The organism is Fusibacter sp. JL298sf-3 (genome assembly GCF_053842995.1).
In genome coordinates this window covers 2,066,241-2,080,197 of the sequence record NZ_CM132608.1, presented here as the reverse complement: position 1 = coordinate 2,080,197, position 13,957 = coordinate 2,066,241, and the positions used below count along the sequence as shown (strand labels likewise).

The 13,957-nt window shown below is 48.1% G+C and carries 16 protein-coding genes; all 16 read left to right on the top strand.

The features are described 5' to 3' along the window. Positions 1-34: 34 nt before the first annotated feature. Positions 35-337, top strand: coding sequence for an AtpZ/AtpI family protein (locus ACR6HW_RS09920; RefSeq protein WP_455727576.1), 303 nt, complete (start codon positions 35-37; stop codon positions 335-337). A 46-nt stretch (positions 338-383) separates the two neighbouring features. Then, positions 384-803 carry an ATP synthase subunit I gene (locus ACR6HW_RS09915; protein ID WP_455727575.1) on the top strand — a complete coding sequence of 140 codons (420 nt, stop codon included), beginning with the start codon at positions 384-386 and terminating at the stop codon, positions 801-803. Between the two features lie 25 nt (positions 804-828). Beyond that, positions 829-1,521 (top strand): F0F1 ATP synthase subunit A, encoded by a 693-nt coding sequence (gene atpB / locus ACR6HW_RS09910; protein WP_455727574.1) that lies wholly within the window; start codon positions 829-831, stop codon positions 1,519-1,521. A 24-nt stretch (positions 1,522-1,545) separates the two neighbouring features. Next, on the top strand, positions 1,546-2,094 hold the full coding sequence (atpE, locus tag ACR6HW_RS09905) for an ATP synthase F0 subunit C (RefSeq protein WP_455727573.1): 549 nt from the start codon (positions 1,546-1,548) through the stop codon (positions 2,092-2,094). 49 nt (positions 2,095-2,143) lie between these two features. Continuing rightward, positions 2,144-2,404 carry an ATP synthase F0 subunit C gene (gene atpE / locus ACR6HW_RS09900; RefSeq protein WP_455727572.1) on the top strand — a complete coding sequence of 87 codons (261 nt, stop codon included), beginning with the start codon at positions 2,144-2,146 and terminating at the stop codon, positions 2,402-2,404. A gap of 46 nt (positions 2,405-2,450) precedes the next feature. Then, positions 2,451-2,984, top strand: a complete 534-nt coding sequence (gene atpF, locus ACR6HW_RS09895; RefSeq protein ID WP_455727571.1) for a F0F1 ATP synthase subunit B — start codon at positions 2,451-2,453, stop codon at positions 2,982-2,984. After that, positions 2,972-3,514, top strand: coding sequence for a F0F1 ATP synthase subunit delta (locus ACR6HW_RS09890; protein ID WP_455727570.1), 543 nt, complete (start codon positions 2,972-2,974; stop codon positions 3,512-3,514). Before atpF ends, ACR6HW_RS09890 begins: the two co-directional genes overlap by 13 nt. An 18-nt stretch (positions 3,515-3,532) precedes the next feature. Continuing rightward, positions 3,533-5,044 (top strand): F0F1 ATP synthase subunit alpha, encoded by a 1,512-nt coding sequence (gene atpA / locus ACR6HW_RS09885; RefSeq protein ID WP_455727569.1) that lies wholly within the window; start codon positions 3,533-3,535, stop codon positions 5,042-5,044. Between the two features lie 22 nt (positions 5,045-5,066). Further along, positions 5,067-5,933 carry an ATP synthase F1 subunit gamma gene (gene atpG / locus ACR6HW_RS09880; protein ID WP_455727568.1) on the top strand — a complete coding sequence of 289 codons (867 nt, stop codon included), beginning with the start codon at positions 5,067-5,069 and terminating at the stop codon, positions 5,931-5,933. Positions 5,934-5,973: 40 nt separating this feature from the next. Then, positions 5,974-7,377 carry a F0F1 ATP synthase subunit beta gene (gene atpD, locus ACR6HW_RS09875; RefSeq protein ID WP_455727567.1) on the top strand — a complete coding sequence of 468 codons (1,404 nt, stop codon included), beginning with the start codon at positions 5,974-5,976 and terminating at the stop codon, positions 7,375-7,377. Positions 7,378-7,391: 14 nt separating this feature from the next. Next, positions 7,392-7,805 carry a F0F1 ATP synthase subunit epsilon gene (locus ACR6HW_RS09870; RefSeq protein ID WP_455727566.1) on the top strand — a complete coding sequence of 138 codons (414 nt, stop codon included), beginning with the start codon at positions 7,392-7,394 and terminating at the stop codon, positions 7,803-7,805. Between the two features lie 409 nt (positions 7,806-8,214). Next, the gene (gene murA, locus ACR6HW_RS09865; protein WP_455727565.1) at positions 8,215-9,477 is read left to right on the top strand and encodes a UDP-N-acetylglucosamine 1-carboxyvinyltransferase; all 1,263 of its coding nucleotides are present in this window, start codon (positions 8,215-8,217) and stop codon (positions 9,475-9,477) included. 34 nt (positions 9,478-9,511) lie between these two features. Beyond that, on the top strand, positions 9,512-10,537 hold the full coding sequence (gene mreB / locus ACR6HW_RS09860) for a rod shape-determining protein (protein ID WP_455727564.1): 1,026 nt from the start codon (positions 9,512-9,514) through the stop codon (positions 10,535-10,537). A gap of 155 nt (positions 10,538-10,692) precedes the next feature. Then, positions 10,693-11,595: a quinolinate synthase NadA gene (gene nadA, locus ACR6HW_RS09855; RefSeq protein WP_455727563.1), complete on the top strand. Its 903-nt coding sequence runs from the start codon at positions 10,693-10,695 to the stop codon at positions 11,593-11,595. A gap of 6 nt (positions 11,596-11,601) precedes the next feature. Continuing rightward, a complete protein-coding gene (locus ACR6HW_RS09850) occupies positions 11,602-13,092 on the top strand; it encodes an L-aspartate oxidase (RefSeq protein ID WP_455727562.1) in 1,491 nt (496 codons plus the stop codon). Continuing rightward, positions 13,067-13,888: a carboxylating nicotinate-nucleotide diphosphorylase gene (nadC, locus tag ACR6HW_RS09845; protein WP_455727561.1), complete on the top strand. Its 822-nt coding sequence runs from the start codon at positions 13,067-13,069 to the stop codon at positions 13,886-13,888. The genes ACR6HW_RS09850 and nadC overlap by 26 nt, the downstream gene beginning before the upstream one ends. Positions 13,889-13,957: the final 69 nt, after the last annotated feature.

The following is a 13,957-nucleotide window of genomic DNA, read 5'->3' as shown; positions in this document are numbered from 1 at the left end:
AGTATGATATAATAAGCGAATGAGGGGTACAAATATGAAGCGTAAAAAGAAAAGTTCTTTACAAAATTTAGCTTTGCTATCTCAAGTGGGCATCATGATGCTCGTGTCGATTTTAGGGAGTTTGCTCATCGGGATTTGGCTCGACAGGAAGCTCGGCACCGGTATGATTGCTACGGTAATTGCCCTAATTCTGGGCGTTGGCGCGGCCTTTCGGAACTTGTATGTCTTGGGCCTTCAAAAATCCAAAGAGTACGAAGACCGAGAGTCTCCCGAGACCTATGTCCGCGAGTTCGAAAAAAAAATCAGAGAAGACAAAGCAGATAACGAGGAAGAATAACGTCTATGACGTTGAGTTGAAGTAATAAAGTGTAGGTGTGTACCTTATGAATACAGTTCGAACAACGCAAAAGAAAATACTTAAAGGCATGTTGATAGCCACAGCGCTGTTGTCCGTTCTATGCCTTATCCTATTAGACAATCCGAAGCCCATGATAGTGGGCCTATTCTTTGGCGCCATTGTGAGCGCACTTCTCTTTATAGAACTCGGCATCACTCTCAATCGAGCGGTGACGATGCCGCCGCACAAAGCACAGAAATACGCGACAAGTCGCTATTTACTGCGCTTTACCATTATGGGCATCGTACTTTATGCGTCAATCGGTGCGCCACATATCCACCTCTTGGGGACGGCTATGGGGCTCATTATTATAAAGCCGGTTATTTATGCAACACATCTTTTTAACGACAAGCAATACTTCAAAAACATCTTAAGAAGAAAGGAGGATGAATCGGATGGGCGTTGATCATCTAGTACCCAAAATGGGATCTATGGAGTTTGGCCCGCGCGTTGCGTTTCACATCGGGGATGTCCCCATTAGTGAAACCGTAACCGTTACATGGCTGATCATGGGGCTGCTTTTGATCTTTTCCATTGTGGCGACGCGCAACTTGCGTAAGGAAGCCAAGGGCTTTCAGCTTGTAGTCGAAACACTGGTAAAGAGCATCAACAACCTGACGTCGCAAAACATGGGTGCACACAACAGTTATTGGGCACCGTATATTGGGACTATTATCCTGTTTATTGGGATATCCAATATCATCGGATTGCTGGGGCTTAGACCGCCGACAGCAGATCTCAATACCACTATGTGTCTTTCCATTATGACGTTTGTGTTGACGCAAACCTTCGGGATTAAATCCAAGGGTTTAGGCGGCTACTCCAAAGGCTTTTTAGAACCAATGCCATTTCTATTGCCCTTAAATATTATCGGCGAACTGGCCAATCCAATTTCGCTCGGCTTCCGTTTGTTCGGTAATATCGTAGCGGGTGTGATTATTATGTCACTGCTTTATAGTGCATTAGGCGCTGCCACAAATGCTTTTCTAGGAATGACCATTCCTATTTTACAAGCAGGTATTCCTTCTGTTTTACACATATACTTTGACATGTTTTCAGGTCTGTTACAATCGTTCATCTTTACGATGCTCACGATGGTGTTCATCGCAGGTGCGATGGAATAGAAAGTTTAAAAAAGGGGTGAGTTAATGGATACAAGTAATTTTATTGTACGTTTCTTCGATTGGCTCATGACATTTGATGCAAAGGACCTCGTTTTAGCCGCTTCAGCAATTGGTGCGGGGTTTGCGATGATTGCGGGGATTGGCCCCGGCATCGGTCAAGGTTATGCCGCGGGTAAAGGCGCTGAAGCAGTGGCGCGGAACCCGAAACATCAAAGAGAGACGACAATGGTCATGTTGTTGGGCGCTGCAGTTGCAGAGACGTCCGGCATTTTAGCACTTGTAGTTGCCCTGATTACGATTTTTGGTCGACCATTTCTCAATTTAAGCGGGCCCACCATTGTTATAATGGCGGGGGCAATAGGAGCCGGACTCGCAATGATTGCAGGGATTGGCCCGGGAATTGGTCAAGGTTATGCTGCAGGTAAAGGTACGGAGGCGATAGGCAAGAGACCTAAGCTTCAACAATCAATCGTTAGAACGATGTTGGTCGGTCAGGCTGTTGCTCAGACCACCGGCATTTATGCACTGGTTATTGCACTGATTTTAATGTTTGTTAACCCGCTTGGCAGATAGTCTGGGCGTCTAAAATTAATTTTTAAGTGAACATTAGGAGGATAACATTATGGAAAATATGATCACTGGGGAATCGTTAATTCTTGCTGCATCAGCTATTGGTGCTGGACTCGCTATGATCGCTGGTATCGGACCTGGTATTGGTCAGGGATACGCAGCAGGTAAAGGCGCCGAGGGTGTCGGTAGACAACCTGAGGCACAAGGTGACATCGTCAGAACGATGCTTTTAGGTGCGGCTGTTGCCGAGACGACAGGTATCTACGCGCTCGTTATCGCGCTCATCTTATTATTCGTTAAGCCATTGACTTAAGCCTAAGTTGATAATTAGACAATACTAATTTGAAAGGAGGCTTAGAATGAGCTTAATCGATACGGCGGCGACCATTCGTTTCGGTCTCGTAACACTCGATTGGACTTTTCTAATGCAGCTGGCCAATACGCTGATTTTGTTCTTAATCTTAAAGCATTTTCTATTTAAGCCGGTGACGGCATTTATGGAAAACCGCGAAAAAGAGATTAAGGATCAGATCAGTTCGGCTGAAAAGCTGGAAGAAGAGGCTCAAGCGTTTAAGGCAGAGTACGAAGCAAGGCTCGCCAAAGCCGAAGAAGAGGGAAAAGAACTAATCAAAACGCACATTCAACGTGGTGAAAATAGAGCATTTGAAATTATCAAAGCGGCTGAAAGCGATGTTGAAAGTATGAAGCTACACGCCCATCGCGAACTTGAAACAGAACGTATCAAAGCGGTGAATGAGCTTAAAGACCAAATCTCTGAACTGTCTGTTATGGCGGCGTCTAAAGTGATCGACAAAGATCTCGACGAGAGCAGTCACAAAGATTTGATCGATAAATTCATCAACGAAGTGGGTGAGACGCAATGGCAGAACTAGTGAGCAAAACTTATTCTGAAGCACTTTTTGAAGTGGCCCTTGAGTCAGACCAACTCGCCGCTATAAAGGAAGAATTTGACTTTTTAGCTAAGACATTTGAAGCCAATGCCGATTTTTTTGAACTGATTAAAACGCCTAAAATCAGCATGACAGAAAAGAAGCAAATCTTGAGCGAGACTTTCTCAGGGACGTTTTCAGAGGCGTTTATGAACTTCCTTAAAATCATCGTGGACAAGCGCAGAGAAGCGGATCTCCTGCAGATTAAAAAAGCGTACGACGAACGGGTTAACGCTTATCACAACCGCATCGACGCCACAGTGGAATCCGTGCTGCCGCTATCGGCAGAACAGATGGGACAGCTGTCAGAAAAGTTGGCGCGCATCAGCGGCAAGGAAGTGACACTTGAAAATGTCATCAACAAGGATTTGATAGGCGGTGTCGTGGTCACTTTAGGGGATCGCGTTATCGACGGTTCAATCAAATACAAATTGGAGACAATGCTCGAAAGTTTAACTCAAATAATTATTTAATATGGGAGCGTGTTAGACATGAATCTAAGACCTGAAGAAATTAGTTCTGTGATCAAGTCGCAGATTAAGAAATACGAGTCTAAGCTCCAAGTAGAAGATACTGGTACGGTTATTCAAGTCGGCGATGGTATCGCGAGAGTGCATGGTTTACAAAAATGTATGGCCGGGGAGCTCTTAGAGTTCCCAGGTGAAGTATACGGTATGGTACTCAACCTTGAAGAAGACAGTGTTGGTGTCGTTCTATTTGGTTCCGACGAAAACATCAAAGAGGGCGACCTCGTCAAGCGTACAGAGCGCGTCGTGGAGGTACCTGTAGGGGAGAACATCTTCGGCCGCGTCGTGAACTCGCTGGGGCAACCCCTCGACGGTAAAGGGCCAATTGCCTCTGACAAGTTCAGACCTATTGAGCGCGTGGCCTCTGGTGTCATCGACCGTAAATCGGTTCACGAACCGCTGCAAACGGGGATTAAGGCGGTTGACTCCATGATTCCAATCGGGAGAGGACAAAGGGAGCTGATTATCGGCGACCGCCAAACGGGAAAGACGGCAATTGCCATCGACACGATTATCAATCAAAAGAACACCGATGTCTACTGTATTTACGTTGCCATCGGACAAAAGAAATCGACGGTTGCACAAATCGTCAAGCAGCTGGAAGACAACGGCGCTATGAGTTACACATCAGTTGTAGCGGCGACGGCGTCTGATCCTGCACCACTCCAGTACATCGCACCTTATTCAGGTGTTACAATGGCTGAAGAACTTATGTATTCCGGAAAGCACGTTCTCATCGTCTACGATGACCTTTCCAAGCATGCGGTGGCTTACCGTGCGATGTCCTTACTACTTAGAAGACCTCCAGGACGTGAGGCTTACCCGGGCGACGTCTTCTACTTGCACAGTAGATTACTCGAACGCGCGGCAAAACTCAGTGACAAACTGGGCGCCGGCTCTATTACGGCACTTCCGATTATCGAAACGCAAGCAGGTGACGTATCGGCGTATATCCCGACCAATGTCATCTCAATTACAGACGGTCAGATTTACCTAGAGTCCGAACTCTTTTTCGCCGGTCAAAGACCTGCGGTCAACCCGGGGATTTCCGTATCTCGTGTAGGGGGCGCCGCTCAAATTAAGGCGATGAAGAAAGTTGCCAGCAAGATTAAACTGGAGCTCGCTCAGTACAGAGAACTCGCGGCATTTGCCCAGTTCGGTTCCGAGCTCGATAAAGATACCAAAGCGACGCTTGAACACGGCGAGCGCCTAATGCAAATCCTTAAGCAACCTCAATATAAGCCAATGCCTGTGGAACATCAGGTTATGGGCATCTACGCCATTGTCAATCGCTATATGGCAGATGTAGAAGTCAAAAACATCAGTTTGTTTGAAAAAGAATTGTTGGCTTATTTAGATGTAAATCACCCTGAAATCGGCAAGTCGATTGTCGAAACAGGGCAATTGTCAGAAGAAATGGAAGAAAAGCTCAAGAACGGTATCGAGACGTTTAAAAAGACGTTTACTGTTGAGTAACTTCCGCTAAGGAGGCTTAAAGATGGCAGGCGGTACGCGCGAGATCAAGCGAAAGATTAAAAGTGTCAACAGCACGATGCAGATTACCAAAGCCATGGAACTGGTCTCAACGGCAAAACTCAAACGTGCGAGAGATCGCATGGACATTACGAAGCCTTATTTTGAAACCGTTAGAGAAGCTGTCCAAGATGTGATGGGGGCAGACAAGAGCATTAAGACCCGCTATGTGGCATCGGAAGACGCGACATACGAAAAGCCGCTCTATGTGGTCATCACTTCGGATAGAGGTCTTTGCGGCGGCTACAACGCCAACGCCATTAAAAAGGCGCTGGAGTCTGCGGCGGCCTATAAAGCCCCTAAGTTTTTGGTAATCGGTAGAAAAGCGTACGATGTTATGACGCGCATGGGCTGCGATGTCGTCGACCAGTTTCTGTACATCTCGGAAAAGCCTGAGTACATTCACGCCGTTGATATAAGAAAAATTGTGTTGGGGCTGTTCGAAAAAGGTGAAATCGATTCGGTAAAATTTGTTTACACGCGTTTTGCCAGTACGATTTCACAAGTGGCGACAGAACTCCAATTGCTCCCTGTTGCAAGGGTGGATAGAGCGCCGAAGGAAGAGGACGTCTTTGAATTTGTCAATTACGAGCCGTCTCCGGAGGCCGTGTTGCACTTTATCATCCCCAAATACGTTGAAAGTACCCTTTACGGCGGCTTAATTGAATCGTCTGCCTCAGAACAGGCGGCGCGACGTGTTGCAATGGAAAGTGCAACGGACAATGCAGAAGACATCATCGACGAGCTCGTTCTGTCGTTTAACCAAGCGCGACAGGCGGCAATTACTCAGGAAATTTCAGAAATTGTTGGCGGTGCTGAGGCACTAAAATAAACGTAACTTTACGATAAGATTAGATAAAGGAGTGAAGAGTATGGATCAGGCGATTGGTAAAATCGTTCAAATCATTGGACCTGTACTCGATATTAGGTTTAAGGACGGAGAAATGCCTAATATTTACGATGCAATCACAATCGATTACAATGGCATCCACGTCGTCTCAGAAGTTATGCAACACATCGGTAACAATACCGTAAGAGCGGTTGCGATGAGTTCGACAGATGGTCTTGTAAGAGGGATTGATGCTGTATCCACAGGCGCACCAATTTCAGTACCGGTGGGCAAGCCGACACTTGGCAGACTCATCAACGTACTTGGAGAAACGATAGATGAAAAAGGTCAAATTGACTCAAAAGATACCGAGTTTTGGCCGATTCACAGACCTGCACCGGCTTTTGCCGAGCAGGGCACTTCTGCCGAGATGCTCGAGACGGGCATCAAGGTCATCGACTTAATCGGACCGTATGCAAAGGGCGGTAAAATCGGTCTTTTCGGCGGTGCCGGTGTCGGTAAAACCGTAATCATTCAGGAATTAATCAACAACATCGCCACCAACCACGGCGGTCTTTCCGTATTCGCCGGCGTCGGTGAGAGAACACGTGAAGGGAATGACCTCTACCACGAGATGATGGAATCCGGCGTTCTCGACAAGACGACGCTCGTCTTCGGTCAGATGAACGAACCGCCTGGGGCCAGAATGCGCGTTGCCTTAACCGGTCTTACGATGTCGGAGTATTTCCGCGACCAAGAGGGCAAGGACGTGTTGTTGTTCATCGACAACATCTTTAGATTTACACAGGCGGGTTCTGAGGTTTCTGCTCTCCTCGGTCGTATGCCAAGTGCCGTTGGTTATCAGCCGACACTTGCAACGGACATGGGGGCACTTCAAGAGCGCATCACGTCGACGACTAAGGGCTCGATTACGTCGGTTCAAGCTGTCTACGTCCCTGCGGATGACTTGACGGACCCTGCACCTGCTACGACGTTTACCCATCTCGATGCGACCACGGTTTTGTCGAGAAAGATTTCAGAACTCGGGATTTACCCTGCGGTTGACCCGCTGGATTCTTCATCGAGAATATTGACACCTGACATCGTCGGGACAGATCACTACACCGTGGCTCGCGACGTTCAGGAAATTCTTCAACGTTACAATGAACTTCAAGATATTATCGCCATCCTCGGTATGGATGAGCTCTCTGATGAAGACAAACGCGTCGTTAACAGAGCGAGAAAAGTTCAAAGATTCTTGTCGCAGCCGTTTACGGTTGCCGAGCAGTTTACGGGATTCCCTGGGGTTTATGTCCCTGTAAAAGAGACCATTAGAGGCTTTAGAGAAATTCTAGATGGTCAGCACGACGATATCCCTGAGCAAATGTTCTTATATTGCGGCACCATTGATGAAGTCGTTGAAAAGTATAAGAAATCGAAAGCTTAAGGGGAGGTGCGCAGATGGGCAAAAAATTCATGCTCGAAGTGGTGACGCCAGACCGCGTTATGTACAGCGATGAAACACCGATGGTCATTGTGCGGACAACAGAAGGCGACACGGGAATTTTATATGACCACGAACCACTTGTAGCCCCCCTTAAAATCGGCAGCCTTCGCGTAAAAGACGACAGCGGCAACTTCAAGTGGGCAGCTTGTTCGTCCGGTTTTGTCACCGTCGACCAATCGGGGGTCAAGGTGATTGTCGATTCAGCTGAATGGGTTGACGAAATCGATCTCGAGCGTGCACTTCGCGCCAAAGAACGTGCGGAACAGCGCATTCGAAAAGAAAGCCCGAAAGAAGTCGATTTGCTAAGAGCCAGAGCGGCGCTTGAGCGCGCGATTAACCGCATTCGCTTGAGAGAACTAAAAATGTAATTGGAGAACGCCATTCCCCTGTGGAAGCGGCGTTCTTTTTTTTTAATCAGGTGTTTGTCACCAGTGTATCGTGCCTATGGAGCTGTACAGACCATGTGACATTTTTGTGAAAAAGATGCATTAGGGCTTGAAAAATTCAAACTTTCGTGTATGTTATAAGAGGAACGTTACGAAAACTTTTGAAATTTGTAATTTGTTGTGGAACATGAAGCTTTTTTTCTATATAATATAGAAAGAATGATGTTTTAACATGTTTACAAAATCATACTTAAAGAAATGAAATTGCTGATATACAACTAAGATTTTAGATACGCGAGGGGGAAATTGTTTCTAAGCAATTTCTGTAATTGAGCAACAGGCCTCTAAGCCGGAGGGCGTTGCTTAGCAGTTTTGAATGGAGGATAAAGATTTGTCAAAATTATTGGTTCATAAAAGCGGTCCGCTCAAAGGGACTGTCCGAGTTAACGGTGCAAAAAATTCCGTGCTAAAGTTATTAGCCGCTTCTATATTGTCTGAGGAGTCTTGTACGATTGAAAGTGTGCCCGCATTGTTGGATGTCGAAGTGATGATTACATTGCTCGAGGCACTTGGGTTAAAAGTAGAGTACGACAAAGAAAGGGAAGTGGTTCGAACAGAACCGGCAGAGACGCTGGCGTGTGAAGCGCCTTATGAACTGATTCAAAAGATGCGTGCGTCTTTTGTGGTACTTGGACCGCTTTTAGCGAGAAAAGGTGTGGCAAAAGTATCGATGCCCGGGGGCTGTGCCATCGGCGCTAGACCGATTGATCTTCACTTGAAGGGTTTCCAGGCACTAGGTGCACAGGTGAACCTCGGTCACGGGTACATTGAAGCAAAAGCCGACAACGGTTTGACCGGTGCGGAAATTTATCTCGATTTCCCAAGTGTCGGCGCGACGGAGAACATTATGATGGCTGCGACGCTTGCCAAGGGCACGACACTTATTCAAAACGCGGCAAAAGAGCCTGAGATTATCGACCTCGCGAACTTCCTTAATGAAATGGGTGCCAATGTCAAAGGCGCAGGCACCGATACCATCCGCGTCAAAGGTGTCGAACGCTTGACGGGGGCAAAACACCAGACCATTCCCGATCGCATTATTACAGCGACTTACATGGTGGCAGCGGCGATGACACAAGGCGATATCACCATAGAGAACGTGGTGTCGAGTCACATCAAGCCGATTGCGGCAAAACTCAGAGAAATGGGTGCAACTGTAGAAGACGAGGACGATGTGATCCGCGTCATCGGCAACGGGCGACTGAAGTCTGTCGACATTACGACGTTGCCGTACCCGGGTTTTCCAACAGATGCCCAAGCGCAATTTATGGCGCTCCTTTCGGTGGCTTCAGGTACCAGCGTTATCAACGAAACGGTTTTTGAAAACCGCTTTAGACATGTTGCAGAAATCAACCGAATGGGTGCCAACATTAAAATTGAAGGTCACAGCGCCGTGATACAGGGCATTCCTTACCTACAAGGCGCTCAAGTCAAAGCGACAGATTTAAGAGCAGGCGCTGCACTGGTACTTGCAGGTCTTATAGCAGAAGGTGTAACAGAAGTTTCTGAAATTCACCATATTGACAGAGGGTATCCTCAAATTGAAAAGGATCTCGTCGCACTGGGGGCGAGAATTGAGAGAGTGGACGAATAGTCGTCGATAGTAGACGTGGAAGGATGGAGTGAACATGGGATTTGGTGCTGAAATCGGTATTGACCTCGGTACAGCTAGTGTACTGGTTTATATAAAAGGCAAGGGCATTGTATTGAGAGAGCCGTCGGTGGTTGCCATCGACAAAAATACAGACCGCGTCTTAGCAGTGGGTAATGAAGCGCGAAAGATGCTCGGGCGTACCCCGGGGAACATCGTCGCAATTCGACCGCTGAAAGACGGCGTTATTTCAGATTACGATGTGACAGAGCGCATGCTCAGATATTTTATCAATAAGACTTGCGGCAGAAGAAGACTCTTTAAGCCCAAAATCATCATCTGCGTCCCTAGCGGGGTGACAGAGGTTGAAAAGCGCGCTGTGGTCGATGCGACGACGGAGGCCGGCGGCGGTAAAACTTTTCTGATTGAAGAGCCCATTGCAGCGGCTATCGGTGCCGGACTGGATATCAGCAAGCCCGATGGCAATATGATCATCGACATCGGTGGCGGTACTTCCGATATTGCGGTAATTTCGCTTTCGGGGATTGTCGTCAGCACGTCAATTAAAGTAGCAGGTGACAAATTCGATGATGCCATCATCAAATACCTGAGAAAAACACACAACTTGTTAATCGGTGAGCGCACTGCAGAAGAGTTGAAAATCAACATCGGAACGGCGTACCCAAGAGCCAAATCGGTGCGCATGGATTGCCGTGGCCGAGACTTAATCACAGGTCTTCCGAAAAACATCTCCATCTCCAGTGAAGAAATGCACGAAGCACTTGAAGATTGCGTCAATTCAATTTGTGATGCGGTACACTTTGTCCTCGAAAAGACACCGCCTGAACTCGCTTCAGACATCAGTTCCAGAGGGATTGTGATGACCGGCGGCGGTTCGTTGCTCTATGGTCTCAACAAAGTCCTTGAAAAGCGCACGGGCATTCCGACATATATCGCTGAAGACGCGGTGAGCTCCGTAGCCAAAGGTACGGGGATGAGCCTGGAATCCATCGATGTCCTCGAAAAGAACAACATGGCGATTTCAAGAAAAAAATACTTGTAAAAGCACGCCCCCTTACGCAGTAAGGGGGTTTTTATATGTCCAGTGATGTTGGTCTTGCAAAATTTTTGCAGTTGATTGACAGGCCAAACCCTAAGTGTTATAGTGTCTATGATGTGACAAGACACATGTATATACAAATTGATGTGAGGTATGTTATGGATTGGATTCGAGAAATTGAGACACTTAAAAAAGAAAAGAACGCGTTGATTTTGGCGCACCATTATCAATGCGAATCGGTTAAAGCCGTGGCGGATTTTGTCGGCGACTCACTGGAGATGGCGCGTATAGCAGCGCGTAGTGACAGCGAGGTCTTGGTCATTTGTGGCGTTTATTTTATGGGGGAGACGGCTAAGATTTTATCCCCTGACAAAGTCGTCTTGATGCCGAGGCTCGATGCGGGCTGTCCAATGGCGGACATGGTAACAGCAGAGGCGCTAATTGAAGAAAAGACGAAGCACCCGAAAGCCCAAGTGGTGTGCTATGTGAACTCGCCTGCTGAAGTGAAAGCGGAAAGTACGATTTGTTGCACCTCTTCCAATGCGGAAAAAATTGTGCGCTCATTGGATGCTGATGAAATCGTGTTTGTGCCCGATCAAAATTTGGCACACTATGTTCAAACACAAGTCCCGGAAAAACGGATTTTGCCGTGGCGCGGTTTTTGTCCGACACATCACCGAATGACGAGTGAAGAGGTGACGCGTACCCAATTGGATTACCCAGATGCTTACGTTATGGCGCATCCTGAATGTCGACGCGAAGTCTTGGAGATGGCGGACTTTATCGGAAGTACGTCTCAAATAATCAAACGGTGTTCAGAAATCGATGCGGCGACGATTGTCATCGGAACGGAAGCGGGGGTTATAGAACCGATTCGCGCACAGAATCCCGATAAAACCATAGTGCTTTTAGATGATGCCATGGTTTGCCCCAATATGAAGAAAACCGATTTGGCGTCGGTTTACCACGTATTAAAAACAGGTGAAAATGCCATAGAAATAGATTCTGAAGTGTCCGCGCGCGCCTATGGGGCTATTTCGCGTATGCTGGAAGTGAAGTGATGACTTATGAACGCGGATAAAGTCTGGGATGTCGTCGTTGTGGGGTGTGGCTTAGCGGGGATTATGACGGCACTTGGTCTTCCCGAATCCCTAGATGTCCTGATGCTCTCCAAAGGTACGCATGAAGCCACCAACAGTTATTTGGCTCAAGGCGGTGTTGCCGCTGCAGTGGGGGCACATGATACCTCGGCCGATCACTTTGCAGACACCATGCGTTGTGGCCATTATGCCAACAGCGCCACAGCAGTGGCAACTATGGTAGAAGGGGCCTCAGAAGCGGTTGACGAACTCGTGATACGCTATGGCGTCACCTTTGATAGAGGCACAAAAGGGTATCTCTTTGGCCTCGAGGGCGCTCATTCCACGGCGCGTATTTTGCGCGTGGGGGATTACACGGGAAAAGCACTTGTGGATACCCTATACCCCCATGTTTTAAAGCGCTCAAATATCGAGCATAGAGTCGGTGTCCACGCACTGGCACTTTTAGCAGACGGTGCAAGCTGTCACGGCGTCGTCGGCAGAGACGACACCGGCGTACAGCAAGTGTTTAGGGGGCGCACCGTCGTTTTGGCCACAGGAGGGCTGGGCCATATTTTTACACATACGACCAATGCCGTGGGACTAATGGGCGACGGCGTGGCAATGGCTATTAGAGCAGGTGTCAAAACTGAAGCAATGGCAAAGACGCAATTCCATCCGACGGGTTTTTATTCTGAGTCGATTGACGAGCGTCATTTTCTCATATCGGAAGCCGTTCGAGGCGAGGGGGCCCGTCTGGTGGACGAAAACGGTCGGTCTTTTATGGAAGGCGTACATCCCAAGGCATCTCTGGCACCTAGAGATGTCGTCTCTAAAGCGATTTTAGAGCGTTTGGCAGTACAGACGCGCCCTTACGTGTGGTTGGATGCCACGCATCTCGACAGGGCTTTTTTTGAAAAGCGCTTTCCAACCATTTACGCGCATTGTTTAAGTGAGGGGATTGATCCGGCAGTGGCGCCTATTCCCTGTGTCCCGTGTATGCATTATGCAATGGGGGGCATTCAGGTGGATGTCGACGGTCGAACGTCGATGCCGGGGCTCTACGCGGTAGGCGAATGTGCGCATACAGGGGTACACGGCGACAATAGGCTCGCCAGCAACTCGCTGCTTGAGATTTTCGTGTTTTCAAAGCGGTTGGCGTCAACTGTTGTGACAGAAGCAAAGGCCACAATCAGCCGGCTGCCGTCACCGGTTTCCAGCTGTGTTGTGAGTACAGCGTATGCCATCTCTCGTGAAGAACTGAGAGCACTGGCCGACCACGCGTTGGGGATAGAAAGAGACCATGAGATTTTGATAGAAACTCAGAAGACGATTGAAGACTTAATGGCAGCGGGAAAGCCTCAGAAGCTTTTTGATGAGAGCGCCTATGAAGAGGAGAATGCACTGTTGGTAATGAAGGCGATTGTAGACGATGCATTGCAGAAGGGAGCGGATGATGACGATCAAAAAGAGGATTGAAGCAGCACTTGCAGAGGATTTGCACACCGGAGATCTCACGACAGAGGCTCTTTTTGACGGGCCTCAGGAGGTGCAAGCGACTTTAAAGGCCAAGGGTAAGGGGATTTTAGCGGGATGCGCTGTTTTTGAGGAGACTTTTAAGGTTTTGGACCCTGCGGTTGAGATTGTTTTTTACAAGGGAGAGGGCTGCGCTGTAGAAGCCGGTGAAGAGGTGGCGGCGCTTAAAGGCGATGTACGCGCTATTTTGAAGGGGGAGCGCACGGCACTGAATTTTATTCAGCGGATGAGTGGCATTGCGACGATGACGCGCGCCTGTGTCGATTGCGTCCAGTCTTATGGTACGGCGATTGTGGACACGCGCAAGACGGCGCCGCTTTTGAGAGCCTTTGATAAAATTGCTGTTAGAGCCGGCGGTGGTTACAACCATAGAATGGGGCTTTACGATGCTGCGATGCTCAAGGAAAACCATATTCGGGCAGCCGGGGGCATTCGGTCCGCTGTGGCGAAGGTCAAGGGAACAGTGGGGCACACTGTGAAAATCGAAGTGGAGGTGACGACGCTGGCCGAGCTGGAGGAGGCGCTTGAGAGCGGTGCGGATATTGTCATGCTGGACAATATGACCAATGATGAGATGTGTGCAGCTGTAGAGCGTACAAAGGGGCAGGTGATTTTGGAGGCTTCGGGCAATATGACCTTAGAGCGTTTAGAGACGGTGGCGCAAACAGGGGTCGACGTGATTTCAATTGGCGCGCTTACGCATTCGGTCAAAGCGCTCGATATGAGCCTATTGTTTTAACAGGGACGGTTCTTTTGTGCCGGAAAACACTAAAATATGACATTTTAGGAAGTTTAAAAACCTCTTAAT

What these genes read in the sequence shown, in the direction of transcription:
- ACR6HW_RS09920 (WP_455727576.1), top strand. Translation starts at nt 35, where the DNA reads ATGAAGCGTAAAAAGAAAAGTTCTTTACAAAATTTAGCTTTGCTATCT.
- ACR6HW_RS09915 (WP_455727575.1), top strand. Translation starts at nt 384, where the DNA reads ATGAATACAGTTCGAACAACGCAAAAGAAAATACTTAAAGGCATGTTG.
- atpB (WP_455727574.1), top strand. Translation starts at nt 829, where the DNA reads ATGGAGTTTGGCCCGCGCGTTGCGTTTCACATCGGGGATGTCCCCATT.
- atpE (WP_455727573.1), top strand. Translation starts at nt 1,546, where the DNA reads ATGGATACAAGTAATTTTATTGTACGTTTCTTCGATTGGCTCATGACA.
- atpE (WP_455727572.1), top strand. Translation starts at nt 2,144, where the DNA reads ATGGAAAATATGATCACTGGGGAATCGTTAATTCTTGCTGCATCAGCT.
- atpF (WP_455727571.1), top strand. Translation starts at nt 2,451, where the DNA reads ATGAGCTTAATCGATACGGCGGCGACCATTCGTTTCGGTCTCGTAACA.
- ACR6HW_RS09890 (WP_455727570.1), top strand. Translation starts at nt 2,972, where the DNA reads ATGGCAGAACTAGTGAGCAAAACTTATTCTGAAGCACTTTTTGAAGTG.
- atpA (WP_455727569.1), top strand. Translation starts at nt 3,533, where the DNA reads ATGAATCTAAGACCTGAAGAAATTAGTTCTGTGATCAAGTCGCAGATT.
- atpG (WP_455727568.1), top strand. Translation starts at nt 5,067, where the DNA reads ATGGCAGGCGGTACGCGCGAGATCAAGCGAAAGATTAAAAGTGTCAAC.
- atpD (WP_455727567.1), top strand. Translation starts at nt 5,974, where the DNA reads ATGGATCAGGCGATTGGTAAAATCGTTCAAATCATTGGACCTGTACTC.
- ACR6HW_RS09870 (WP_455727566.1), top strand. Translation starts at nt 7,392, where the DNA reads ATGGGCAAAAAATTCATGCTCGAAGTGGTGACGCCAGACCGCGTTATG.
- mreB (WP_455727564.1), top strand. Translation starts at nt 9,512, where the DNA reads ATGGGATTTGGTGCTGAAATCGGTATTGACCTCGGTACAGCTAGTGTA.
- nadA (WP_455727563.1), top strand. Translation starts at nt 10,693, where the DNA reads ATGGATTGGATTCGAGAAATTGAGACACTTAAAAAAGAAAAGAACGCG.
- ACR6HW_RS09850 (WP_455727562.1), top strand. Translation starts at nt 11,602, where the DNA reads ATGAACGCGGATAAAGTCTGGGATGTCGTCGTTGTGGGGTGTGGCTTA.
- nadC (WP_455727561.1), top strand. Translation starts at nt 13,067, where the DNA reads ATGATGACGATCAAAAAGAGGATTGAAGCAGCACTTGCAGAGGATTTG.